Annotated in this window: 21 protein-coding genes; 8 read left to right on the top strand and 13 right to left on the bottom strand. The window is 64.1% G+C overall.

Translation table 11 applies throughout. The features are described from left to right. Nucleotides 1-441: MOFRL family protein (locus ACFP9U_RS08920; RefSeq protein WP_378620727.1), on the top strand; the 441-nt coding region annotated here is incomplete at its 5' end. A 173-nt stretch (nt 442-614) separates the two neighbouring features. On the opposite strand, the gene ACFP9U_RS08925 is transcribed toward ACFP9U_RS08920, so the two are convergent. The 4 genes from ACFP9U_RS08925 to ACFP9U_RS08940 all read right to left on the bottom strand — a co-directional run bounded on the left by ACFP9U_RS08925 (nt 615) and on the right by ACFP9U_RS08940 (nt 4382). Next, nucleotides 615-1241 carry a UdgX family uracil-DNA binding protein gene (locus tag ACFP9U_RS08925; protein WP_378620729.1) on the bottom strand — a complete coding sequence of 209 codons (627 nt, stop codon included), beginning with the start codon at nt 1239-1241 and terminating at the stop codon, nt 615-617. 71 nt (nt 1242-1312) lie between these two features. Next, nucleotides 1313-2287, bottom strand: a complete 975-nt coding sequence (locus ACFP9U_RS08930; RefSeq protein WP_378620731.1) for a WD40 repeat domain-containing protein — start codon at nt 2285-2287, stop codon at nt 1313-1315. Nucleotides 2288-2480: 193 nt separating this feature from the next. Beyond that, nucleotides 2481-3530: a CobW family GTP-binding protein gene (locus ACFP9U_RS08935; protein ID WP_378620733.1), complete on the bottom strand. Its 1050-nt coding sequence runs from the start codon at nt 3528-3530 to the stop codon at nt 2481-2483. Between the two features lie 66 nt (nt 3531-3596). After that, nucleotides 3597-4382 carry a creatininase family protein gene (locus ACFP9U_RS08940; protein ID WP_378620735.1) on the bottom strand — a complete coding sequence of 262 codons (786 nt, stop codon included), beginning with the start codon at nt 4380-4382 and terminating at the stop codon, nt 3597-3599. A 165-nt stretch (nt 4383-4547) separates the two neighbouring features. On the opposite strand from ACFP9U_RS08940, the gene ACFP9U_RS08945 reads away from it, so the two are divergent. The 3 genes from ACFP9U_RS08945 (at nt 4548) to ACFP9U_RS08955 (ending at nt 7235) form a co-directional block, all read left to right on the top strand. Beyond that, a complete protein-coding gene (locus ACFP9U_RS08945; protein WP_378620737.1) occupies nt 4548-5024 on the top strand; it encodes a MarR family winged helix-turn-helix transcriptional regulator in 477 nt (158 codons plus the stop codon). A 155-nt stretch (nt 5025-5179) separates the two neighbouring features. After that, a complete protein-coding gene (locus tag ACFP9U_RS08950; protein ID WP_378620739.1) occupies nt 5180-6148 on the top strand; it encodes a DMT family transporter in 969 nt (322 codons plus the stop codon). 67 nt (nt 6149-6215) lie between these two features. After that, nucleotides 6216-7235 carry a LacI family DNA-binding transcriptional regulator gene (locus ACFP9U_RS08955; protein ID WP_378620782.1) on the top strand — a complete coding sequence of 340 codons (1020 nt, stop codon included), beginning with the start codon at nt 6216-6218 and terminating at the stop codon, nt 7233-7235. Nucleotides 7236-7272: 37 nt separating this feature from the next. Here the strand turns inward: ACFP9U_RS08955 and ACFP9U_RS08960 are convergent, their stop codons facing one another. Both ACFP9U_RS08960 and ACFP9U_RS08965 read right to left on the bottom strand, forming a co-directional pair. Beyond that, the gene (locus ACFP9U_RS08960; protein WP_322449516.1) at nt 7273-8178 is read right to left on the bottom strand and encodes a LysR family transcriptional regulator; all 906 of its coding nucleotides are present in this window, start codon (nt 8176-8178) and stop codon (nt 7273-7275) included. 602 nt (nt 8179-8780) lie between these two features. Beyond that, on the bottom strand, nt 8781-9209 hold the full coding sequence (locus ACFP9U_RS08965) for a MerR family transcriptional regulator (RefSeq protein WP_378620741.1): 429 nt from the start codon (nt 9207-9209) through the stop codon (nt 8781-8783). Nucleotides 9210-9277: 68 nt separating this feature from the next. On the opposite strand from ACFP9U_RS08965, the gene ACFP9U_RS08970 reads away from it, so the two are divergent. Next, a complete protein-coding gene (locus ACFP9U_RS08970) occupies nt 9278-11536 on the top strand; it encodes a heavy metal translocating P-type ATPase (protein WP_378620743.1) in 2259 nt (752 codons plus the stop codon). Here ACFP9U_RS08970 and ACFP9U_RS08975 read toward each other — a convergent pair. The 7 genes from ACFP9U_RS08975 to ACFP9U_RS09005 form a co-directional block, all read right to left on the bottom strand. Further along, nucleotides 11469-12395 carry a metal ABC transporter permease gene (locus tag ACFP9U_RS08975; protein ID WP_378620744.1) on the bottom strand — a complete coding sequence of 309 codons (927 nt, stop codon included), beginning with the start codon at nt 12393-12395 and terminating at the stop codon, nt 11469-11471. The genes ACFP9U_RS08970 and ACFP9U_RS08975 overlap by 68 nt on opposite strands. 10 nt (nt 12396-12405) lie before the next feature. Further along, nucleotides 12406-13617, bottom strand: coding sequence for a metal ABC transporter permease (locus ACFP9U_RS08980; RefSeq protein ID WP_378620746.1), 1212 nt, complete (start codon nt 13615-13617; stop codon nt 12406-12408). Between the two features lie 52 nt (nt 13618-13669). After that, the gene (locus tag ACFP9U_RS08985; protein ID WP_378620748.1) at nt 13670-14485 is read right to left on the bottom strand and encodes a metal ABC transporter ATP-binding protein; all 816 of its coding nucleotides are present in this window, start codon (nt 14483-14485) and stop codon (nt 13670-13672) included. Between the two features lie 13 nt (nt 14486-14498). Further along, nucleotides 14499-15467, bottom strand: coding sequence for a metal ABC transporter solute-binding protein, Zn/Mn family (locus tag ACFP9U_RS08990; protein WP_378620750.1), 969 nt, complete (start codon nt 15465-15467; stop codon nt 14499-14501). Between the two features lie 1007 nt (nt 15468-16474). Beyond that, nucleotides 16475-17134 (bottom strand): DUF599 domain-containing protein, encoded by a 660-nt coding sequence (locus tag ACFP9U_RS08995; protein WP_378620752.1) that lies wholly within the window; start codon nt 17132-17134, stop codon nt 16475-16477. A 71-nt stretch (nt 17135-17205) separates the two neighbouring features. Continuing rightward, entirely contained in the window at nt 17206-18561 is a 1356-nt protein-coding gene (locus ACFP9U_RS09000; RefSeq protein ID WP_378620754.1) for a GH1 family beta-glucosidase, read from the bottom strand. Between the two features lie 31 nt (nt 18562-18592). Continuing rightward, entirely contained in the window at nt 18593-19669 is a 1077-nt protein-coding gene (locus ACFP9U_RS09005) for a substrate-binding domain-containing protein (protein WP_378620756.1), read from the bottom strand. A gap of 273 nt (nt 19670-19942) precedes the next feature. Between ACFP9U_RS09005 and ACFP9U_RS09010 the strand changes: the two genes are divergently transcribed. The 3 genes from ACFP9U_RS09010 to ACFP9U_RS09020 all read left to right on the top strand — a co-directional run bounded on the left by ACFP9U_RS09010 (nt 19943) and on the right by ACFP9U_RS09020 (nt 23741). Further along, entirely contained in the window at nt 19943-21310 is a 1368-nt protein-coding gene (locus tag ACFP9U_RS09010) for an ABC transporter substrate-binding protein (protein WP_378620758.1), read from the top strand. Between the two features lie 335 nt (nt 21311-21645). Beyond that, the gene (locus ACFP9U_RS09015; protein WP_378620784.1) at nt 21646-22608 is read left to right on the top strand and encodes a carbohydrate ABC transporter permease; all 963 of its coding nucleotides are present in this window, start codon (nt 21646-21648) and stop codon (nt 22606-22608) included. Next, complete coding sequence (locus tag ACFP9U_RS09020) at nt 22605-23741, top strand: carbohydrate ABC transporter permease (RefSeq protein WP_378620760.1); 1137 nt, start codon at nt 22605-22607, stop codon at nt 23739-23741. The genes ACFP9U_RS09015 and ACFP9U_RS09020 overlap by 4 nt, the downstream gene beginning before the upstream one ends. Nucleotides 23742-23752: the final 11 nt, after the last annotated feature.

Consider the following 23752-nt stretch of genomic DNA (forward strand, 5'->3'; position numbering starts at 1 on the left):
TCCGACGCCATGGAAGGCGAGGCGCGCGAGGTGGGGCAGGTCCACGCGGCGATCGCCCGCGAGGTGGCGCTGCGCGACCGCCCCTTCCGCAAGCCGGTACTCATTCTTTCCGGGGGAGAGACCACGGTTACCATACGCGGGAAAGGCGGCCGCGGCGGGCGGAACAGCGAATTCCTGCTGGCGCTGGCCCTGGGCATCGAGGATGTGGAGGAGATCGCGGCTTTCGCCGCTGATACGGACGGCATCGACGGCTCCGAAGACAATGCCGGCGCCTTTGCCGATCACACCACCGCGGCCCGGCTGCGCGCGGTCGGCCGCGACCCCAAGGCATTGCTTGCCACGCACGACGCCTGGGGCGCCTTCAACACGCTGGGCGACCTGTTCGTGCCGGGCCCGACGGGAACGAACGTAAACGATTTGCGGGCGGTGCTGGTGCGATAAATGTGGAGAACACCGGTCGTCATCCCGGGCGAGCGGAGCGAGACCCGGGACCCATTGAGAGGCATGGCCGGCCTCCACAGAGGGCGATAGCGGCTCTGACGAGTGCCCAGATAACAACCGGGCGGATAGCCCCTTTGGGGCTTCCGGGATGCGGACGCGGTTGCCGAAACCGATCACCCCTTCATCAGCGCCTTCACCTTGCGCATGTCGTCGGCGAACTGCGCACGCGCGGCATGGCGTGCTTCGCGGTCGGGGATGCGCAGGAGCGACGAGGGATGCACGGTGATGAAAACGGGCACGCCCTCGGCGCTCTGAACGATGTTGCCGCGCATCTTGGTGATCGGCACCGGCCTGCCGACGAGCGCCCGCGCCGCGGTGGCCCCGAGCGCCACCGTCACCTCCGGCTTCAAGAACGTCAGCTCCTGATCGAGCCACCAGCGGCAGGCCCTTATCTCGCCGGCATTGGGCTTCGAATGGATGCGGCGCTTGCCGCGCGGCTCGAACTTGAAATGCTTGACGGCATTGGTGACGTAAGTCTTCTTCCGATCGATGCCGACTTCCTCGAGGACCTCGTCAAAGAGCTTTCCCGCCGGCCCCACGAAGGGTCGACCCTCGATGTCCTCCTTGTCGCCCGGCTGCTCGCCCACGAAAACCGCGCGGGCATTCTCCCCGCCCTCGCCGAAAACGGTCTGCGTGGCGTTCCTGTAAAGATCGCAGCGTCTGCAACCCTCCGCTTCCTCGCGCACGGCATCGAGCGAGGTGGGCACTGTCTTTTCCGCGGTCTCGGCGGCCATAAGCATCCTTTCCCGGGCGTTCGAACGCCAAAGCGGAAAGGGCGAGGAAAGGTTCCTGCGATGGATCCCGGCGCGGTTCAGGCGCTGATGTCGATCACGCCGCACTCTCCGCTCTCGCACCCGAAGGCGAGCCGCCGGCCTTCGTCATCCCAGCACATGGCGGTGACCGCGCTCTTGCCGGAACGGCGCAAAAGCACCTCCTTGGCATCGCCGAAGCGGACGGCGAGCACCATGCCGTCGCCATAGCCGATCGCCACCACCTCCTCCGTCGGATGACAGCAGACCTGGGTGACCATCGTATCGCCGCGCGTCCCGAGCTCCAGCGGTGCCTTGCCCATGGGGCCGTCTTTTGCCTGGAACGGCCAGACGATCGCCGCCGGCGCGCCGGAGGTGGCGAGCCATCGGCCCTTCACGCTCCACGAAAAGCTCTTCACCTTCGCCGGATAGCCGGCCATGCGCATGTGCTTGCCGTCGGCAAGCTTCCAGCCGTGCAATGCGTTCTCCTGCATGGTGGTGACCAGGAACTTTCCGTCCGGCGAGAAGGTGATACCGGTATGCGCGCCCGCCCACTCGAGTTCCGTCGGCTTGCCTTCGGCGGCGGCAAAATGCAGCGTGGCGCCGTTGTAGCGGGCGGCGGCAAGCCGCATGCCTTTGGGCGCGAAGGCGATCCCCTCGACCGAGCGCGGATGCTGGAATTCGCGCACTCTGCCGTCACTGAAGCGGACATGGGCCGAACGCCCGCTGGCGAACGCGACCGCGCCTTGCGGACCGGCAGCAATGCTCGTCACCCATTTGCGGCCGATCTCGGCAATTTCTACCGCGCTTCCCTCGGCGCCTACGGCCATCACTTTGCCGTCCTCCCCGCCCGTGATCAGCGACTTTCTATCGAGCGCAGGCGTTGCGCATAAAAGCCCATCATGCGCCTCGCACCATTTGTGGCCATGGTCGAGCCGGTGGATCACGCCGTCGGCAAGCGCGAAGAAGGGAATGTCGTTCAGCCAGGCTGCGGCGACGCAATGGGTCTCGAGATCGAGCGGGGCGACTGTGGGCATGGGCTATAGTGTTTCTCTTTCGAATGACGCGGCCTGCATCCCGCCCTCGTCCTTCGACAAGCTCAGAATGAGGGCTGGTGTTTGCGCCTTCTCCTCGATGTGGATGATCGCGTGGCGTGGCGATGCCTTCACCTCTTGGCGGGCCTCCTGAGCTTGTCTCGACGGGCGAACCAAGAGAATTAAAGACGTTCGCCTAAATCTGGCACGCCTCGAACGTGCGCTTCAGCCGCTCCGCATCGAGCTCCCTTCCGATGAAGACAAGCCGGCTTTCCCGTTTCTCGCCTTCCTTCCAGGGCCGCTGGTGATCGCCCTCCAGGATCATGTGCACGCCTTGCAGGACATAGCGGTCCGGATCATCGGGAAAGGCAATGATGCCCTTCAGCCGCAGGATGTTCGGCCCGTCCACCTGTGTCGTCTTCTGGATCCACGGAAAGAACTTCTTCGGGTCCATCTCTCCGCCGCGCAGCGAGATCGATTTCACGCCGACATCGTGGATCTCCGACAGCCCGCCGTGCGCATGAAGGTGGTGATCGTGGCCGTGGTGATGATCATGGTCGCAATCCGGTCCGCAGACATGGTCGGGGTGATCGTGCTCGAGGAAATGCGGGTCGTTGTCGATCGCGCGCTGCAGGTCGAACGCGCCACGGTCGAGCACCTCGGAAAGGGCAACACCCGCGCGTTCGCTCCTGTGGATGCGCGCGGAGGGATTGATGGCGCGCACCGTCGCTTCCACCGCCGCCAGTTCTTCCTCGCCGACGAGGTCGGTCTTGTTGAGCACCACCACGTCGGCGAAGGCGATCTGGTCCTGAGCCTCGCGCGTGTCCTTGAGCCTTAGCGGCAGATGCTTGGCGTCGACCAGCGCCACGACCGCGTCGAGCCTAGTTTTGGCGCGCACGTCGTCGTCCATGAAGAAGGTCTGCGCCACCGGGGCCGGATCCGCCAGCCCGGTGGTCTCGACGACAATCGCGTCGAAGCGGCCGGGCCGGCGCGTCAGGCCTTCGACCACGCGCACGAGGTCGCCGCGCACCGTGCAGCACACGCAGCCATTGTTCATCTCGTAGATTTCCTCGTCGGATTCCACGATCAGGTCGTTGTCGATGCCGATCTCGCCGAACTCGTTGACGATGACGGCATAGCGCTTGCCGTGGTCCTCCGACAGGATGCGGTTCAAAAGCGTGGTTTTGCCGGAGCCGAGATAGCCGGTCAGCACGGTGACCGGAATTTGCGATGGCTGTTCGGACATGGATATCTCTCGCGCGGTGGGTTTATTCGCCCTCATATAAGCGTTCGACGGGTGTGATGCACGCCCTCAAGGGGCATCGAAATGCGTCAGGTCGAAACGGTCCACATCGGCGAGAAGCTGCAGCAGCCCCGCTGCCGCGTGGTCGAGAATCCGCTCTCCCGCTTCAGCGCTCGCGGCGGCGGCGTTGCCCACCACGCCGTCGGGCGAAAGATCGCGCATCGTCCAGCCGAAGGCATGCGGACCGTAGGCGCGCAGATGCGTGAAGTCGCGCCGAAAACCGGCCTGCGCGGAGGCGAAGTCGCGCGCCCGGTCCATGGCCACGAGATCGGGCCGGATCGCCAGCATGACCGAGGTCTCGACAAAGCCGCCATGGATGCCGAGCGCCCGCTCCTCCTCGGAGACGAGATCCGGCGGATAGCCGAACCGGGTCCAACTGGTGGCGACGGCAAGCATACGGCATCGCACGCGCAGTTCCGTCGCGACGACCGTCATCAGCGGCGAATTGCCGCCATGCGCGTTGAGCATGACAAGCTTGCGCGTGCCGCGCTCCGAAAGCCGTTCGCCGATGCCGGTCCATCGCCGCACGGCCTTGTCGAAGGGAAGCGAGAGGGTGCGCGCATCATGCGCATGCTCGATGGAATAGCCGACCTTTTCGACAGGCAGGAAATCCACGGGCAGACCGTCAGCCCCAGCACGCACCCGCTCTGCAACGGCCTCGGCGATGAGCCAATCCGTCTCGGGCGGCAAGTGCGGTCCGTGCTGCTCTGTTGCCCCGAGCGGCAGGACGGCGATTCGCGCGCGACAGGCCAGATGCGCCTCCTTTGTCACAAGTCTGATACGCCCCTTTGGCATTAGCCTGGAAACGAACAGCGGCTTTGGGCAGGCTATTCCGAGAGTTGCTGTGGGACAAGCGGCGGGGTTGTTGCCAAGATTGTTTGCCGGCCTATCTTCCAAGTGGGGAATGAGCCGGTGTGAGAGAGGGGTTCCACCGGGCGCATGGGCAAAGGGAAACACCATATGGCCAAGACAGCGAAAGGCTCAATCATAGGCCGGCTGCAGACCGCGGCTCGCCTGTCGCGCACCGTCCTGGCCGAGCGGCTGCTCGACCAGGGACTCTATGCCGGACAGGACCAGATCATGCTCGCTCTTTTCCAGGAGAACGGTCAGACACCCAGCCAGCTTTCGGAGAAGCTGGGCGTGCGACCGCCGACGATCACGAAAACGATCAACCGGCTCGCCGCCCAGGGGTTCGTGGAAAAGCGCGCCTCTGAAGAGGACGCGCGGCGCGCCCACATCTTCCTGACCGAGCATGGAGAACAGGCGATCCGCGCCATCGAGAAGTCGCTCCGCAAGACCGAGAAACAGGCGTTGAAATCACTGGACAAGAAGGAACAGAAGGTGCTCGCCAAGTTTCTCTCACGCATCGAGGCGAATCTGTCCCGGAACGGCGTGCAACCTGACGGAGAAGAACTGGAGCCGGGGCAGGACGCGTGAAGTCTCCGCCACGGGCCGGAGGCCGTTGGGACTAGGGTGAAGGCTGCGTTGGGCCAGGAGGGCCCAACCCTTGGCGCGGCCGGACCTTTCGGGCACAATGACGTTTCTGCGCGCTTACGTGCCCGTTCCACCCGTCTTCCCGCGGCGGAAATTCCATGACGACTTTCAACGAGCGCGGCGTCCGGGAGCAGCGGGACGCCGTCCCCGACGCCGGAGCGCCCGCTTCGGCGATCGGGCTGATCTTCGGCTCCGGTTTTCTGTTTTCCTGCCTCGACACCAGCGGCAAGTTTCTGGTCACCGCCGGATTCGAAGCGCCCTTCGTGGCCTGGGTGCGCTTCGCCGTCCATCTGGTGCTGGTTCTGCTGTTGTTTCGGGCATGGAAGAACCCCGCCCTCTTCAGGGTCTCGAGCCTGCCCTGGCAGATCGTGCGCGGCGGCCTGCTGTTCGGGTCGACACTCTGCAATTTCCTGGCGCTGCGCACACTGCAGCTCGCCGAGACGGTTTCCATCTTCTTCTTCGCACCGATGGTCATCACCGCGCTCGCCGGACCGCTCCTGGGCGAGTGGGCCGGCTGGCGGCGCTGGATGGCGATCTTGGCCGGCTTTGCCGGCGTGCTCGTCATCACCCGGCCGGGTTTCGGCACCTTCTCCATCGGCCACGTCTTCGCGCTCGGCGCCATGACCTGCTATTCGCTCTACGTCATTCTGACGCGCCGCATGGGCGCCCGGGAGACGGCGGAAAGCCTCATCTTTTATTCGGCCCTCACGCCGGTCGTGCTCATCTTTCCCGCGGTGCCGCTCTACGGCACCCTTCCCACCGACCCGCTGCACTGGGTGGTGCTTGTCGCGCTCGGCTTCTTCGGCGGATTCGGGCACTGGCTCCTGATCCTCGCCTACCGCCAGGCGACGACCTATGCGCTTGCACCCTATCCCTATCTGCAGATGGTCTGGATGGTGGCCTTCGGCTATGTCGTCTTCGGTGACCTGCCGGATGCCTGGACGATCCTCGGCGCAGCGATCATCGTCACGAGCGGCCTCTACATCGTCCGCCGCGAGCACAAGCTGCGGCTTGCCGCCCGCAAGGCGGCGCGCGCGCAGGACGGCCCCCAGGCAAAAAGGCTTTGACCTTCACCTGATCGATGGCATAAGCGGCTTCAAACAGTTTAAAAGGCGTCAAGCCAGGAGGGGCGCCCTGGCGCAGAAGATCAAGCTTTCGACCATCGCCGACGCACTCGGCGTATCGACGGCGACCGTATCGCTGGCGCTGCGCGACAGCCCGCTGGTGGCGGACGGGACGCGAGAGCGCATCAAGGAGCACGCCCGGGAAATCGGTTACATCTACAACCGCCGCGCGGCGAGCCTGAGAACGTCACGTTCGGGCATCGTGGGGGTCGTCGTCCACGATATCATGAACCCGTTCTTCGCCGAGATCCTGCGCTCCATCGAAAGCGAGCTCGATCGCTCGCGTCAGACCTTTCTTCTGTCGAACCACTACGACCAGCTCGAAAAGCAGCGCACCTTCATCGACACCCTTCTCCAGCTCGGGGCCGACGGGGTGATCATGTCGCCGGCCATCGGCACGCCGGCCCAGGACATCGCGCTTGCGGAGGAGAACGGGCTGCCGGTCGTGCTGATCGCCCGCTCGGTCGAGGGCGCGCGCGTCCCTGTTTTCCGCGGCGACGACGCCTATGGCATCGGTCTTGCCACCAACCATCTCATCTCGCTCGGCCACACCCGCATCGCCATGATCGGCGGCACGGACCACACCTCCACGGGCCGCGATCGCTATCGCGGTTACGTGCTGGCCATGGAGAAGGCGGGTCTCGACGTGAAATCGGAGTGGCGCTTCCCCGGCCCGCGCACCAAGCAGGCGGGCTTTGAGGTCACGGGCGCCTTCCTGGCGCTCAAGGACAAGCCGACGGCCGCCGTATGCTGGAACGACCTTGTGGCCATTGGCCTCATGAACGGTATCTCCCGGGCGGGTCTGGTGCCCGGCGTCGACATCTCCGTCACGGGCTACGACGATCTGGAAGAGGCCGCCATCGCCACGCCGGCGCTGACCACGGTCTGGAACGGTCAGCGGGAGGTGGGCCGCAGAGCGGCCCGGGTGCTGCTCGACCGGCTTAACGGCGCCGATGTGAACCCGACCCAGGAACTGATCAAGCCGGAACTGCACGTGCGCCAGTCGACGGGCAAGCCGGTCGAGCGCTAGCCGGCGGCGCGCTTGTCCCGCCGCCAGCGGGCGGAAGCTACTGATGCGCCAGGCTTGGCCGGGAAATTTCGTGCGGCGGCGGCACGTGCACCAACTCATCCTTGAGAAGTTCGAAGATGTCGAGCGCCGCGCGCAGGTTGAACCGCCGCTCGTCGAAGAACATGCCGTAGCGCGCCGCGACCTGCCCCGGCAGGATCTGCGTACACGCGTTCAGTTCCACCGACAGCCGGTCGAGCACGTATACGGGAAGCGGACACAGCGCGATACCGCTCGAAACGAGGCGGATCCCCGTCATGATGTCGTCGACCTCGCCGACGATGTCATAGACCACCTCGTGACGGCGCAGCCACTCGCGCGCCACGGCCCCGAGCGGGGAATGCGGCGAGGGCAGGACCACCGGAAGCCCGTGCGCGTCGTTCTTCATGAAGTCGAGGAGCTGCTTTTCGCCAACCCACTTCAGCGAAAATGCACTCGTCAGGTCCGGCGCGATCTCGGAAGGATAAAGGGCCCGGAAAACGGCGTCGAGTTCGCCCTGCTCGTACATCTCCTCGAGCCGGCGCGAGTCGGCGATGCGCCAGGCGAAGTTCTCCTTCATCTTGCCGAGCGCGCCCGTCCGCTCCACCAGAAGCGGCGCGCAATAGGTGCAGATTCCTACCTTCAGCTTTGAGATGTTCTTCTCGTAGCCGACCGTTTTCAAGCGTCTCTCCAGGTCCAGCATCTGCCGGATCAGGCGGGAAATCTCCTCCTTGACGATAATCTTATTGCCCACCTTCTTGATGAGCGAGGTGCCGATCGCCCTTTCAAGGCGGCCCAGATGCATGCTGATCGCCGGCTGGCTGATGCCGAGCTTCAGGGCCGCGCCCGTCAGGCTTTTCGTTTCAATCACCGCCTCGGCGGCGCGCAGCGTCGCGAACGACAGCCCGTCCTGTTTGTGCGCACTCATCTTCCCCACCTCTTTCCCGTTTGAATGAAGGCTCTTCTTGCAATCATGTCCGTGGTTCGCGTTCTTCGTATCAAGCCTCTTCTCCTTGCTCACCCTTCTGAGACATGCAGGCCCCGTTCCCCGAGCGTGCTCGCCCGAGGCTGGAAAGCTGCGGTGATTACTGCTTCAACACCGCCGAAACCGGACGCCGGCGGTTCAAGCATATCCCGTCCAAGCAGTCGGCAGATTTACAACCTACCGTTTAAACCCACTCGGTTTACGGGAAACGCTTACTCAGGTCGGTCCCAGCCCCTCTCAGGATCTCACCCCTATCACGCGCCCCTCCTGTCATCGACTGAACTTCACAAAAATTAACGCAGGAGTTGAATAATTACAACCTAAACGAGCGTCGCTTGCGGCAACGTCCACAGAAAGCGGCTACAGCAGGCAACGAATTGTTTTAAAAGGGGACTTTTCTTCAAAGAACCTGCGCATATCCAACGCTGCGCTAAAATATTCAACCTTGCGAACAGCGTATTCCACCGAATAAACAACCTGAAGTTTACGCGACGCATACGTATCGCACGGTGATTCGGATCGCGTGAAAATCGAAAAGGAGCCGTTCAATGGGTTTCGTTACGGCATCTCGTATGGTCGGTCAGCACCTGGATGACCTGGCACTCGCAAACCTTTCCGTGGCCGCACTCATCAACCATTCGTTGCAGCTCCTTGCGCAGCGCCTGCAACTTGGCAATGCGTGCCTCGACCTCCCGCAGATGGCGCCAGGCGATGCTGTCGGCTTCATGGCATGAGCTTTGCGGTGCTTCGCTGAGCGCCAGCAGTTCGCGGATGTCACCGACCTCGAAACCAAGCTCCCGCGCGTGCCGGATGAAGCTCAAGCGGCTGAGATCCTTTTCATCGAACTGCCGCCGATTGCCGTCGCTGCGTGGTGGCGAAGGCAAAAGCCCGATCTGCTCGTAGAAGCGGATGGTGGGCACCTTCACGCCGGTCTGCCGGGCGGCCTCGCCGATGGAAATGACGCGTGCGGACATTTTTTGCTTGCTCCTATAGTCGCTAGAGGAAGTAAGGCTCCAATCGGACGAGTGCAAGGACGAGGAAGATGTCGGATCTTTTGGCCAGGAGCCGTTACCGGGTGGAAGGCATGGATTGCGCCGGCTGCGCGCGCAAGATCGACGCCGCAGTGCGCCGCATCGACGGCGTCGAGGACGTCGCCGTTTCCGCCACGAGCGGCGCGATGGCCGTGGAACATGCCGACCCGCAGTCGGTGCTACCGGCGATCGAAAAGCAGGTTGCGCGGCTCGGTTACCGGCTTCACCTGCTGCCTGGACAGGACCCGGCCGAAGGTACTGCTGCGGCAACGACCCGGGACGTCGCGCGTACTGCGGCGGCCGCGGGTCACCCGGGGATTGCCGGCGAGGCGCCCTGGTGGCGGCAGCCTCGGATGCGCCTGATCTTTTTCTGCGGTCTCGCGCTCGTACTGGCCTTTGCCGCAGGCCGCCTCCTTCCGGATCTGGACTCCTGGTTCTATGCCGCCGCCCTCATGGTAGGGCTGGTGCCCATTGCCCGGCGCGCCTTCGCCGCAGCGCTGGCGGGCACCCCGTTTTCCATCGAAACGCTGATGACGATCGCCACCGTGGGGGCGCTGGTCATCGGCGCGACGGCGGAAGCCGCGGCGGTCATCTTTCTCTTCCTCCTCGGCGAACTTCTGGAGGGCCTGGCGGCCGGCCGCGCGCGCGCCAGCATCCGGAGCCTGAGCGCGCTGGTGCCGAAGATGGCGCGCCTGGAGCGAGCCGACGGCCGGATCGAAGAGATCCCCGCCGAGCGACTTGCCGTTGGAGACCAAATCCTGGTCCGTCCCGGTGACCGCATCGCCGCCGACGGGGAGGTGCTCTCCGGCACCAGCAGCGTCGACGAAGCGCCGGTGACGGGCGAGAGCCTGCCCGCCGGAAAGGCGCCGGGAGACGCCGTCTTTGCCGGCACGGTGAACGGCGACGGCGTGCTTCGCCTGCGCGTGACTGCCACCGCACAGGACAACACCATCGCCCGCATCATCCGGCTGGTCGAGGAAGCCCAGGAGAAGAAGGCGCCAACGGAACGCTTTATCGATCGCTTCTCGCGCTACTACACGCCGGGCGTGGTTCTGCTTGCAGCCATGGTGGCGGTCCTGCCCCCGCTAGCTGTCGGCGAACCATGGCTCGAATGGATCTACAAAGGGCTTGCCATCCTGCTCATCGGCTGCCCCTGCGCGCTGGTGATCTCAACCCCGGCGGCGATCGCCGCTGCGCTTTCCGCCGGCGCCCGGCAGGGCCTGTTGATGAAGGGCGGGGCGGTGCTCGAGGAGGCCGGCCGGCTGCAGGTCGTCGCCTTCGACAAGACCGGCACGCTGACCCGCGGGCGGCCGAGCGTCACCGACATCATCTCCTTCGCGGTCGACGAAGCAGAGGTGCTGCGCCTGGCAGCCGCCCTCGAGCAGGGATCCAGCCATCCGCTGGCCATGGCAGTGCTCGAGAAGGCGGCCGGCCTCGACATCACCCCGCCTCCTGCAACCGAGGCGTCCGCAATCGGCGGCAAAGGCCTCACCGGAACCGTGTCGGGGAAAACCGTCTACTTCGGCTCGCCCCGGGCGGTGGCCGAAACGGCCACCCTTACAGAGGACCAGTCAAGAACGATCGCAGCCCTCAACGATGCGGGCAAGACCGTTTCCGTGCTGGTCGTCGACGGCCGCGTCGCCGGTGCGATCGCCGTGCGCGACGAGCCGCGCGCGGATGCACGGGCCGGACTCGCAAGTCTTCGGGCACTGGGAATCCGCCCCTTGATGCTGACGGGCGATAACCGCCGAACGGCGAAGGCGGTCGCCGCTGCATTGGGCATCGAAGCGCAGGCCGAGCTGATGCCCGAGGACAAGGCCCGTATCGTCGGCGATCTGCGGAAGGAAGGTCACAAGGTCGGCAAGGTGGGCGACGGCATCAACGATGCACCCGCACTTGCCACAGCCGATATCGGCATCGCCATGGGCGGCGGCACCGATGTGGCGCTGGAAACGGCGGATGCGGCGGTTCTCCACGGCCGCGTGGGCGATGTTTCGGCCATGGTGGTGCTGTCGCGAAAGGCCATGGCCAATATCCACCAGAACATTACCATCGCCATCGGCCTGAAGCTCGCCTTCTTCGTCACCACCGTGCTCGGCATAACCGGCCTGTGGCCGGCCATTCTGGCCGACACCGGTGCCACCGTCCTGGTGACGGCAAACGCCATGCGGCTGCTCGCGTGGAAACCGCGGGCTGAACGCGTCAAGCGTCCTTCGGCGCGCCGACGCGTGCGCGATGCGGCGCAAACAGGCAGGCAAGCCCCAGGATGATACCGGAGACCGTGGCGATCATGCCTGCCGCGCTCACCGCATTATCGGCCCCCAGCCAAAGGGGTCCATACCCCGCCAGCACATAGCCGAACACGGCCGAAACGGTTGCGAAGGCAACGCTCCACAACACCTGGACCTCCAGCCGGTTGGTCATCAGCCTTGCGGCGGCCGGCGGACAGATGAACATGGCGATGACGATGATGGAGCCCACCGCGTCGAACGCCGCGACCGCGGCAACCGCCGCGGCGACGACGAGACCGAAACCGAACGCCGCCGTCGGGATACCCACGGCCCCGGCGAAGCCCTCGTCGAATGTGGACAGCTTCAGCGGGCGCCAGAAGATGACGGTCAGGACAGTCATCAGGAGGGCCACGGCCGCCATGCGGAAAAGCTCCGGCGGCAAGGTCAAGAGCGCAGCCGGATCGACGAGCGATCCCCAGCCCTCCGCAGAAAACCAGATCAGGCTTTCCAGATTGCCGTAAAGGGCGTGTTCGACGTCGAGATGAACCCCGCTCGTGTCGCTCTGCTCCAGAAGCAGCACGCCGGCGGCAAAGAGTGCCGTGAAGACCACTCCCATCGCCGCGCCCGGCTCGATCCGCCCCACGCGTTTGACCGTCTCGATGAGGACCACCGCGACCACCGCCGCGCCCGCAGCCCCCAGAAGCATCGGCCAGGTGGAGATCACGCCCGTGACGAGGAAGGCCACGACAATGCCGGGCAGAACGACATGGCTGATGGCGTCGCCAATGAGCGCCTGACGCCTGAGAATGAGGAAGTTGCCGGGCAGCGCGCAGGCAATCGCTGCAAGGATGCCGATCAGCATCGGGGTCAGGCTGAGTTGCACGAAATCCGCGCCCATGGCGATCTCCCTACGCGACGGCCGCCGGCGGGCCGATCCGGCGGTCTATCTCGGCGATCTCGTCGCGGGTGAGCACCGTCTCGATCGGTGTGAGCCCGTCATATCGGCCGGAAACCTCGTCGTCCTGGTAGAGCTGGCGGGCGAGCGCCCAGCGCCTTTCATCGAGAAGCATCTTGGCGGCCGCCGCCCTGCCCTTGTCGGTGGCCACGGCGTCCTGGCGCATGAGCCCTTCGCGATGCAGAACCGCAAGAGTGAGCGGATCGTAGATCGCCTCGCCGCGGGCGAGCGCCAGAAGCCCCTGCCGCCGGTGCACGCGCAGTTGGAAGCGCCGGTGCCGGAAAAGCGCGGCAAGCACGCCCCGCCCCGGCGCGAAGAGAAGAGACGCGCAAAAGATGGCGAACCCGATGAGCACGATGATGGGCCCCGTGGGCAGACCGGGCGCCGAAGCCGAAAGGGCAGCTCCCATATAGCCCGAAAGTCCGCCAACGATGCCGGCGATCAGAATCACCCGGTCGGTGCGCTCCGTCCACAGCCGCGCGGTAGCCGGCGGGATGATGAGCATGGCGACGACCAGGATGAGGCCCACCAGCTTCAGCCCGATGACGGTGACCGCCATCACCAGCCCCATCATGGCAAGGTCCATGCGGCGCACGTCGATGCCGGAGGCTGCCGCGAACTCGGCATCGAAAGCCACCAGGGTCATCGGCCTCCTGAAGATGAGGACGAAAGCCACAGCGAGCGCACCGCCCGCCGCGATCACGACGGCGTCCTGGAACAGCATGCCGGCGGTGGAACCGAGCAGGAAACTCTCAAGCCCCGCCTGATAGCCGCTCGACATGGTCTGGATGATGGTGAGCAGCACGATGCCGAAACCGAAGAAGACGGACAGAACCGCGCCGATGGCCGCGTCCTCGGCAAGCCGCGTGCGGCTTGCGATCCATTCCACTGCCAGTAGCCCCAGCCCGGCCGAAATCGCCGAGCCGGCAAGCAGGCCGAGAAGATTGCGCCCGTCCCCGCCGAAGGCCACCATCACCATGAAGGCGATTCCGACTCCGGGAAGCGTCGCATGCGCCGTCGCATCGCTCACCAGCGAACGCTTGCGCAGGAACAGGAACGTGCCGCCGCTGCCGCCGGCGATGCCGAGAAGTGCCGCGCCGACGGCAACCAGCGCGGCGTTATAGCCGGCCTTGAGAAGAAGCGCGTCGAGGAAAAGGCCGATCATCGCTCGGCACCTGATTCTCGCACAGGATTTGTCAGCACGCGCATGGCAACCGTCATGCCGCCGGTAGCTTCAACTGGTCGATATGCGCGGTGGCCAGGCGGCCGCCATAGGTCTTCTGCAGGTTTTCCGCCGTGAAGGTGGTCGCCACCGCCCCCTCGGCGATCTTGCGCACATTGATCAGAAGCACGTGATCGAAATAATCGGCGACGGTCGCAAGATCATGATGCACGCACACCACGGTGCGCTTCTCGGCCCTGAGCGATTTCAGGACGTCGATGATCGCCCGCTCCGTGGCTGCATCGACCCCGGCGAAGGGTTCGTCGAGCAGGTAAAGCTCCGCATTCTGCGCCAGGGCGCGGGCCAGGAACACGCGCTGCTGCTGGCCGCCGGAAAGCTGGCCGATCTGACGGTCGGCGAAATCCGCCATGCCGACGCGGTCCAGGCACGCGACTGCCCGCTCGCGGTGGTGCCGGCGCACGGGGCGCAAAAGGCCGAGCTCCCGATAGAGCCCCATGAGCACGACGTCGATCACGCGGGTCGGGAAATCCCAGTCGACGGAAGCTCGCTGCGGCACATAGGCAATGCGGTGCATGACCTTGGCGATCGGCTTTCCAAAAACCAGCACCCTGCCGGACAGGCTTGGCACGATGCCGAGCGCCGCCTTCAAAAGCGTCGACTTGCCGGCCCCGTTCGGCCCGATGATCGCCGTCATGGCCCGGGGCTGGAATGTGGCGTCGACCGAGAAGACGGCCGGCTTCTGCCCATAGGAAACCGTGAGTTCCTGGATACATAAAGGGCTTTCCACCGGGTCGGGTGTGACGATCCGCTGTCCCGCCTCACTGGCCAGTTCAAGTGCCGCGCCGGTCATCGCTGCCTGTCCTTCAACTGCCGACCGAGAGCATGCCGCGCATGCCACGCTCCGGCGCCTCGCCGCCCAGGGCGCGCGTGATCACGGTCGTATTGTGGTCGATCATGCCGATATATGTGCCCTCATAGGTATTGTCCGGCCCCATCGCGTCGGAGAAGAGCTGGCCGCCGATCGCCACTTCCTGTCCCTTGGCCGCAGCACCCTCCGCCAGCGCGCGCATATTGCGGTCGGAGACCGAGGATTCGACGAAAACGGCACCGATCTCGCGCTCCACGAGGATGTCGACCAGTTGCGAAATACGGTTGAGCCCGGCTTCGCTTTGCGTGGAAATACCCTGAATGCCCAACACCTCGAAGCCGTAGGCGCGCCCGAAATAGTTGAATGCGTCGTGCGCCGTCACGAGGACGCGGCCCTTTTCGGGGACGGTCGCAAGCACCTTCTTCGCGTAGGCGGCCAATTCGATGATTGCCTCGCTATGGCGCTCCGCATTGGCGCGGAAGACAGCCTCCGAGTCCGGCCGCACGGCAATCAACGCGTCCCTGACAGTGTCCACCACCCGCACCCACAGCTCCGGATCCATCCAGACATGCGGATCGTAGCGGCTCTCATAGGTGTCGTGCGCAAGCAGCACGTCGCGCGGCAGCGTCTCGGCCACGGCAACGACTTCGCGCCGGGCACCGAGTGATTTCATGAAGTCCTCCATCTGCGCTTCCAGATAGAGCCCGTGCCACAGCACCAGGTCGGCCCGCGTCATGGCCAGGATATCGGTGCGCGTCTGCCGGTATGCATGCGGATCGACTCCCGGCCCCATCAGCGCGCGCACTTCCACCAGGTCGCCGCCCACCTGCCGCGCCGCATCGGCGATCATGCCCGTGGTGGCCACCACCTGTAGCCGGTCCTGCGCCAGGACGGGGCCCGCCGGCAGCGCTGCAGCCAGAGGTAGGGCGAAAGCCGCCAGAAAAATGCGCCTGTTGCAGTCCATCAATCGATCCTTTCTCAAGCGGCCTTCGCAAATGCATTCCGTTTGCAACACGTGGGCAAAACCGAACTCCCAAGGTGCCGTCCGGGTTCCTCATTAATGCAATTGCAAATTATTTGCAAGAGGCAAGCATACCACAGGGGAACGCGTGTGAATGCCGAGCCGCACTATTCCGATCAAAACGACGTGAAGAGCGGCAGGGCAATCATTCGCCGCCGTACCGCGCCCTCCGCCTGGAAAGCAGAAGGCTCGTGCGAGGGCGTTGATCGGAACACGGAGCATGGCCGGTTTTCCGCGTCCCGGCCGCGGGTCGGGCCGTTAGCGCTTTCTATGAAGAATGGCCATGCTGCACAATGGAGCGCGACTTGGGGGATCGCTGCTACCAGGATAGCGCCAAGGACAGCGCCCCTCGCGTCGCTTCGACCGATATCCCCTTCGGGAATAGGTCACAGGCACGCGCGCGATGGTGCATGGCACCACATCCGGTGTTCACAATCACGTTACCACCGGCCGTGCGATGAAAAATGTGAACACACCCGCGGTCGACAAATACGCTTTTTTACGTCAAGAGAGTCACGCGATACGATTTACCGTAAACGCAATGGTATACAACTATTATATAACCTATGACTTTTCAGGTTCGTCAATCGAACGCCGCCCCCCAAGGCGTTTTGAGCCGACAAAGGATTGAACGGCATTGACGAAACATAGGTAAGCGGTGCTCCAGAGAACCGTCTTACACCATGACTACAAAAGCTGCTGGGAGCGTTCTTTTTTCAGAACCAGAGCATAGTATCCCAGAACAGGCCGCGCCCGTCGAAACGGACGCGGCCTTTTTCGATGCGAATGCGTCCACGGGCGGCAAAGGGTTGGCCGCACCCGGAAGGTACCTGTCGTTTATTCTACACTGGGCTACATTCACCCGTCGTATCCGGACGCTCCAACGGGCCGGTGCGCGTAGCAGGTTCAATGCAGCGAGAACGCCATTTTCGCCCGCTCGCAAAAACGGTTCAATCCACCTTCAGCCGGGCGACGAGATTGCGCGCCGAGGAATAGAACTCCCGGTACAAAATGACGGCGAAGATCAGCACCGTCACCGCGATCGCGGCAATTGGCGAGATGAACCAGGCCAGCATGCCGAGGGCGAAATAGTAGGCGCGGATGCCCTGATTGAAATTGCGCGCGCCCAGCGTGTTCAACGCCGCCATCACATAGATCTCGTCCGGATCCTGCTTCTCCGAATGATCGGCTGCGCCCAGCATGATGCAGAAGTGATTGAACTGCCTGAGCGACAGCGTGAAGGAGAGAAAGGCCAGCACGAAGATGACAAGGATGAGGGCAAGGTGGATTTCCACGTCGACCTTGGAGATCTCCTGACGCGGTTGAATGACGTTCACCGCCTCGACGACGGAACTGATCTGTCCGTAGACGGCAAACAGCGCGAGGATGATGAGCACCGTGGTCGAAGCGAAGAAGGAGACCGCGCTCATGAGATTGCCCGACAGGATCGCGTCGAGCGGCGTGTCGCGGCGCACGGCGTTGTGCACCCAGCGGCGGCGCTGCGCGCTCATGATGACGGACAGCGACGGTCGAACCACCTCGATCCGGCTGGCAAGCACGTTGTAGAACACCCAGCACAGGAGCGGAAAGAGGGAGCCGGCCAGTGTCACGAAACTTTCACCCCTCAGGTCTTTTCCCCTTTCTAGAGGCGCCCGGCAGCGGACGCAAATACCGGCAGGATTCAACCGGCCGTGAGCGCCGCCCGCAAGGCATGCCACGACGCCTTGGGTGTCCGCGCAAGCGTATCGAAATCGACATGAACGAGCCCGAACCGCTTTTCGTAGCCAAGCGCCCATTCATAATTGTCGAGCAGGGACCAGATGAAATAGCCCTTGAGCGGCACGCCGTCGTCGATCGTCCGCCGCGCTTCGGCCAGGTGGCGGTTGAGAAATTCGATCCTGTCCGGATCGGCGACCGAGCCGTCGACCAGCCGGTCGGGCGAGGCCATGCCGTTCTCGGTGACGTAGATCGGCAGGCCCTTGGCATATTCGCGATTCACCCTCCGGATGAAGAAGGACAGGCCCTCGGGATGGATTTCCCAGTCCATCAGCGTCTTTGGAAGTGACCCCTCCACCTCCTTGAGCGCCGGGAACTGTCCTGTGCCGTCGGGCGCGATGAGCTTGCGCGTGTAGTAGTTTATGCCGACCCAGTCGACCGGCGTGGCGATGGTGTCGAAGTCATCCTCGTAGCCGTCCGGCATGTGTGGGGCGAGCCCGGCGAGCACCTCCTGCGGATAGGACTTCTTGAAAACGCCTTCGATGAACCAGCGGTTGTATATGGCATCATAGAGCCGCGCGGCGGCCCTGGCCTCCGCGCTCTCGTCGGCGGGCGCGGCGTATTCAAAGTTGGTGATCAGGCCGAGATTGCGCATGCCGAGCGCCCGCATGGCCGAGATCGCCCTCCCATGGGCGAGCAGCACATGGTGCATGGCGCGCGCGGTCGCCCGGATGTCGCGCAGGCCCGGCGCGTGCTCGCCCAGGAAATGGCTGAGCCAGGCCACGCACCACGGCTCGTTGACCGGCACCGTCGCGGCCAGGCGGTCGCCGAGACGCCGCCCCACGAGTTCGGCGTAATCGGCGAACCAGTGCGCGATGTCGCGGTTGCGCCACCCGCCGAGATCCGCAAGGGCGGCGGGAAGATCCCAGTGATAAAGCGTGGCGAAGGGCTTCAAGCCACGCTCCAGCATTCCGTCGACCAGCCGGTCGTAGAAGTCGAGCCCCTCCGCATTCGCCTGCCCGGCCCCTTCCGGCAGGACACGTGCCCAGGAGATTGAGAAACGATAGCAGTCGAACCCGGCCCGGCCGACCAGATCGAGATCCTCCGCCCAGCGGTGATAGTGGTCGCAGGCTGTCGCGCCATCCTCACCACGCGCGGTGTTGCCGGGCGTGGCGGCAAAGGTGTCCCAGTGCGATGGGCCGCATCCGCCGAACCGCGCCCCCTCGATCTGGTAGCTCGAGGTGGCGACGCCGAAGCGGAAATCCGCCGGAAAGTCCGCCCGCGTGTAATCCATCGCCTGCCGGCCGGCTCGCTCACCCATGATGTACCCTCCAAATGGCTTGGTTGAAAACTCAGCCGCGGCCTTCATCCGCGGGCACTGGCGTGCGCCGGTCCGCCGGGCATGGCCCGGTGGTCTGGCCGATCACCAGTTCGGCTTCCCATAGCTCCCGCCGGGGCGCGCCATCGGGCGCACCGATCTGCTCCAGCAACATTTCGGCCGCCCGCCGGCCTGCCTGCCGGATAGAGGAGCGCATGGCGGTAAAGAACGGGACCTCTCCCGTTTTGCCCTCGCCCGACGCCTGCAGAAAGGAAAGGCTATCGTCGAAGGCGATGACGGAAACGTCCCTGCCCGGACGCAGACCGTGCTCGGCCATTGCCCGCACGACGCCCATCGCCGGAAGCACACTGGAGACGAGAATGGCCGTCGGCGGCTGCGGTCCGCTCAACAGCTCCACGGCGGCACGATAGCCATAGGGCTCCACCATATCCTCGCTGAAGACGAGTGCGGGATCGGCCTCCAGGCCGCGCTCCGCGACCACCGCCTCGTAGCCCTGCCGGCGGCGGTCGGCGAAGTTCATCGTTTCCAGCCCATTGATCAGGGCAATGCGCCGGTGCCCGAGATCGGCCAGAAAGCCGGTGGCGCGATAGAAGGCGCGCCGGTTGTTGACGTCGATCCAGGAATAATCCTTCGCCTCTTCGTCGCAGCGCCCGTGCACGACAAAAGGCAGCCCCAGCGATTTCAGAAGCGGTAGGCGCGGATCGTTGGTCAGCGGACCGTGCAAGACCACGCCGTCGACACGCCCGCGGCTTGCGAAATCGCGGTAGACGTCCGCCTCGTCCACCTGTGCGACGACGCGCAAAAGCATCTCGTAGCCGAACTGGGCATAAATCTCGCCCGCGCCCGCCAGAAAATCGGAGAAATGCGGATTGATCATCATGTGCTCGGTAAGCGGCACCACATGGCCGATGGCGCAGGCCTTGCCCGTGGCCAGGCTCGCCGCGCTGGCGCTCGGGCGATAGTTGAGACGCTGTGCCGCCGCGATCACCCGCGCCCGCGTCACCTCGTTGACCTCGGGAAATCCATTGAGCGCGCGCGAGACGGTGGTCTGGGAAAGGCCCAGCAGTTCCGAAAGCCTGCGTAGATTCACCGTTTCCCGGGCCACATTCACTCGCCCCATCCACAATCAAAGCGCTTTGGATAATTTCGCAAGATTATAGTCAAATCAAGTCCGACCATGCTTCCAGCACAGATATTCCTGAAGCTGGCCTTTTTCCACCACCTACCATCGTCCTTGACTCACGCTTGCAGGCGTTTGATGCTACAGATGCTCAAAGCGCTTTGGAGATCGAAGACTTTCACCGGAGCACACGAACGCGCCTGAAGAATGAATCAAGCGAGCAGAAGCGTTGCGGAGGAGATGATGAAGATACGGATAGTGGCCAGCGCCTGCGTCCTGGTTTTTTCCAGCAGCACCCTGTTTGCGCAGGGCGGAGACAAGCTCGTTTTCGCGCCGGGCGAGGACGATCGTTTCAACTGGCAGAGCTTCGAGGCGTTTTCGTCCGAGCACGACCTTTCCGGTCAGCAACTCACCGTCTTCGGACCGTGGCTTTCGGAGGACGAGGAGCTTTTCGAATCCATCGTCGCCTATTTCGAGGAGGCGACCGGGGCATCTGTCGACTATACGGGCTCCGACTCCTTCGAACAGCAGATCGTCATAGATGCCCAGGCCGGCAGTGCGCCGAACGTGGCGGTGTTTCCTCAGCCAGGCCTCGCAGCCAATCTCGCCTCCCAAGGCCATCTGGCGTCGCTCGGCAGCGAGACCGCGGATTGGGTGGCTGAAAACTACGCCGCCGGAGACTCCTGGGCAGCCCTGGGCACATATACGGGCGAGGACGGCACCGATGCCTTCTACGCCTTTCCGTATAAGGCCGACGTGAAATCGCTCGTCTGGTACGTACCCGAAAATTTCGAGGATGCCGGCTACGAGGTGCCGGAGACCATGGAGGACCTCAAGGCGCTGACGGAACAGATCGTCGCCGAGGGCGGTACGCCCTGGTGCATCGGCCTCGGCTCCGGCGGGGCGACCGGCTGGCCGGCCACCGACTGGGTGGAGGACATGATGCTGCGTACGCAGCCGCCGGAGATCTACGATCAATGGGTGGCGAACGAGATCCCCTTCGACGACGAGCGCGTGGTCGGAGCGATCGAGGAATTCGGCTGGTTCGCGAAGAACCCGGATTTCGTCGCCGGCGGGCCCGAGGCGGTCGCCTCGACGGACTTCCGCGACAGCCCGTCAGGGCTCTTCTCCTTCCCGCCCGGATGCTACATGCACCGCCAAGCCTCCTTTATCCCCAGCTTCTTCCCCGAAGGAAGCGAGCTCGGGATCGACGCCGATTTCTTCTATCTGCCGCCCTATGGCGAAAAAGACCTGGGAACCCCGGTCCTGGGTGCCGGCACTGTCTTCGCCATCACTTCGGATTCTGAGGCCGCGCGCACCTTTATCGAGTTCCTGAAGACGCCGATCGCCCATGAGCTGTGGATGGCCCAGTCGGGTTTCCTGACGCCGCATACGGGCGCCAATCCGGAAGCCTACGGCAATGAGCCACTCAAGAAGCAGGGCGAAATCCTGACGGAGGCGACCACGTTCCGTTTCGACGCATCGGACCTGATGCCCGGTAGCATCGGCGCGGGTGCCTTCTGGACCGGCATGGTCGACTATGTCGGCGGCAAGTCGGCCGAGCAGGTGGCGCGCGAAATTCAGAACCAATGGGAGAGCATCAAGGAATAGTGGTATAGTGGTCGGCGGTGCCGACCCGCTCGTGACAGGCTCGTCGGGAAGAGCCAGGCCGTATACGGACCTTCCCGGACAGGAGAAGCGAGAGCGGACCTCGCGGCAGGCAAAGCGTCCGCTCCAGCCGGAGTGCTGAGGAAGTGGCAGTATCCACAACAACGGGGGCCCCCGCGGGAACCGCGAGCGGCGCGGGAGCGCTGATAACGACGGCGTTTCTGACACTCTTCATCATGGCAGCGGGCGTGGTCGTCAGCGTCGCTCTGGCCTTTGCGGTCTACGGCGCCATCAGCCTCGTTCTGCCCTACTACAAGCTGCTCAATGCCGTATTGGTGATGATCCTCGGCGTTTCGGCCTGTTTCGGCTATTTCTGGGGCTCGAACCGCCTCCTCGATAGCATCTACCCCGCTTCCGGCGAAAACGTCGCGGCCAATCTTACCAAGGCCAATGCCATACGCCCGTGGCTCTTCCTGGGCCCGGCGATCATCGTGCTCGGCCTTTACCTCGTCTATCCGGTGGTCAATTCCGTGATCCTGAGCTTCCACGGCCCGACGGGCGAGAACTGGGTCGGCGCATACAATTATCAATGGCTGGTTCGGGACGCGGGCTTCCGCGAAAGCCTGCGCAACAACATCCTGTGGCTCATCGTCGTGCCGGCGGCGGCGACCTTCTTCGGCCTCATCGCCGCCGCGCTCACCGACCGCATCGCCTGGGGCAATGTCGCCAAGAGCCTGATCTTCATGCCCATGGCGATCTCCTTCGTCGGCGCCAGCGTCATCTGGAAGTTCATCTACGACTACCGCCCGGCCGGCAGCGAGCAGATCGGGATTCTCAATGCCATCGTCACCGGCCTCGGCGGTGATCCGCAAGCCTGGCTCACCATCCCCTTCTGGAATAACTTCTTCCTGATGGTGGTGCTGATCTGGATCCAGACCGGCTTCGCCATGGTGATCTTGTCGGCCGCCCTGCGCGGCATCCCGGAAGAGACCATCGAGGCCGCCATCATCGACGGCGCCTCGCCGTTCCAGATCTTCTACAAGATCAAAGTACCGCAGATCTGGGGCACGATCGCCGTGGTATGGACGACGATCACCATCCTCGTGCTCAAGATCTTCGACATCGTGCTGGCGATGACCAACGGCCAGTGGGGCACGCAGGTGCTGGCCAACTACATGTTCGATTGGATGTTCCGCGGGCTCGACTTCGGCCGTGCATCGACCATCGCCCTCGTCATCATGGTCATGGTCGTGCCGATCATGGTCTGGAACATCCGCGAAGCGCGAAAGGACATGCGATGAGCACGGCAGTCGGCCAACGCTCGGGCCTGACCTGGGCCGTCAACATCGCCGTCGTCTTCCTGGTCGTGGCATGGACCCTTCCCACGCTCGGGATCCTCGTCTCCTCCTTCCGCGACAAGGACCAGCTTGCCGTCAGCGGCTGGTGGACGGCGCTCACATCATCCGAGCGCAACATCGTCGCCCGCACGGCGCCGCCCGACGAGGCGGTCGAGGAAGACGGCCGCTGGGTGCTTCAAGGCAATGTTTTCGAAAGCGGCTCCGGCCGGGTCAGCGCCTTCGGCGTTTCCATCCAGCGGCCGGGCGAATTCGCTGCCGGCGAGAGCGCCGAGATGCGCGGCGGCGGCACGGCGACGGTTCAGGAGAACGGCGACTATATCGTCACCTTCCCGGAGCAGCCGGAGGGCCGGCGCGGCGAACGGCTCTTCGTTACGTCCGTGGAACCGCCGAAATTCACCACCGCGAATTACGAGACCGTGCTGTTTTCGGAAGGCATCGGCCAGAGTTTCGTCAACACCCTGACAGTGACCATACCGGCAACCGTCATCCCGATCCTGATCGCGGCTTATGCCGCCTACGCATTGTCCTGGATGCAGTTTCCGGGTCGCGCGCTGCTGCTTGCCACCATCGTCGGGCTGATCGTCGTACCCCTGCAGATGGCGCTGATCCCGCTTCTGAGGCTCTATAACGAGATCGGGGTCGGCAAGTCCTTCATCGGCATCTGGCTGGCGCACACGGGATTCGGCCTGCCGCTCGCCGTCTACCTCCTGCGCAACTACATCGCCGGCCTGCCGCGCGAGATCATCGAAAGCGCCAGGGTGGACGGCGCCTCGGATTTCGAGATCTTCAGGAAGATCGTCCTGCCGCTCTCCTTCCCCGCACTCGCCTCCTTCGCCATTTTCCAGTTCCTGTGGGTGTGGAACGACCTGCTCGTGGCGACCGTCTTCCTCGGCAACAACGAGGAGCAGCTGGTTCTCACCGGGAGGCTGCGCGAGCTGCTGGGTTCCCGCGGGGGCAACTGGGAAATCCTGTCGGCTTCGGCCTTTATCGCCATCGTCGTGCCGATCGTCGTCTTCTTCACATTGCAGCGCTATCTCGTCCGCGGCCTGCTGTCCGGATCGGTGAAAGGAGGTTGAGGTCTCGTATG

Source organism: Nitratireductor sp. GCM10026969 (genome assembly GCF_042660605.1).
GTDB lineage: Bacteria > Pseudomonadota > Alphaproteobacteria > Rhizobiales > Rhizobiaceae > Chelativorans.

Bases quoted from the DNA above. Each gene is read 5' to 3' on its own strand.
- ACFP9U_RS09020 (WP_378620760.1), top strand. From the start codon at position 22,605: ATGAGCACGGCAGTCGGCCAACGCTCGGGCCTGACCTGGGCCGTCAAC.
- ACFP9U_RS08970 (WP_378620743.1), top strand. From the start codon at position 9,278: ATGTCGGATCTTTTGGCCAGGAGCCGTTACCGGGTGGAAGGCATGGAT.
- ACFP9U_RS08965 (WP_378620741.1), bottom strand. From the start codon at position 9,209: ATGTCCGCACGCGTCATTTCCATCGGCGAGGCCGCCCGGCAGACCGGC.
- ACFP9U_RS08950 (WP_378620739.1), top strand. From the start codon at position 5,180: ATGACGACTTTCAACGAGCGCGGCGTCCGGGAGCAGCGGGACGCCGTC.
- ACFP9U_RS08990 (WP_378620750.1), bottom strand. From the start codon at position 15,467: ATGGACTGCAACAGGCGCATTTTTCTGGCGGCTTTCGCCCTACCTCTG.
- ACFP9U_RS08960 (WP_322449516.1), bottom strand. From the start codon at position 8,178: ATGAGTGCGCACAAACAGGACGGGCTGTCGTTCGCGACGCTGCGCGCC.
- ACFP9U_RS08925 (WP_378620729.1), bottom strand. From the start codon at position 1,241: ATGCTTATGGCCGCCGAGACCGCGGAAAAGACAGTGCCCACCTCGCTC.
- ACFP9U_RS08945 (WP_378620737.1), top strand. From the start codon at position 4,548: ATGGCCAAGACAGCGAAAGGCTCAATCATAGGCCGGCTGCAGACCGCG.
- ACFP9U_RS09010 (WP_378620758.1), top strand. From the start codon at position 19,943: ATGAAGATACGGATAGTGGCCAGCGCCTGCGTCCTGGTTTTTTCCAGC.
- ACFP9U_RS08930 (WP_378620731.1), bottom strand. From the start codon at position 2,287: ATGCCCACAGTCGCCCCGCTCGATCTCGAGACCCATTGCGTCGCCGCA.
- ACFP9U_RS09015 (WP_378620784.1), top strand. From the start codon at position 21,646: ATGATCCTCGGCGTTTCGGCCTGTTTCGGCTATTTCTGGGGCTCGAAC.
- ACFP9U_RS08940 (WP_378620735.1), bottom strand. From the start codon at position 4,382: ATGCCAAAGGGGCGTATCAGACTTGTGACAAAGGAGGCGCATCTGGCC.
- ACFP9U_RS08985 (WP_378620748.1), bottom strand. From the start codon at position 14,485: ATGACCGGCGCGGCACTTGAACTGGCCAGTGAGGCGGGACAGCGGATC.
- ACFP9U_RS08975 (WP_378620744.1), bottom strand. From the start codon at position 12,395: ATGGGCGCGGATTTCGTGCAACTCAGCCTGACCCCGATGCTGATCGGC.
- ACFP9U_RS08935 (WP_378620733.1), bottom strand. From the start codon at position 3,530: ATGTCCGAACAGCCATCGCAAATTCCGGTCACCGTGCTGACCGGCTAT.
- ACFP9U_RS09000 (WP_378620754.1), bottom strand. From the start codon at position 18,561: ATGGGTGAGCGAGCCGGCCGGCAGGCGATGGATTACACGCGGGCGGAC.
- ACFP9U_RS08980 (WP_378620746.1), bottom strand. From the start codon at position 13,617: ATGATCGGCCTTTTCCTCGACGCGCTTCTTCTCAAGGCCGGCTATAAC.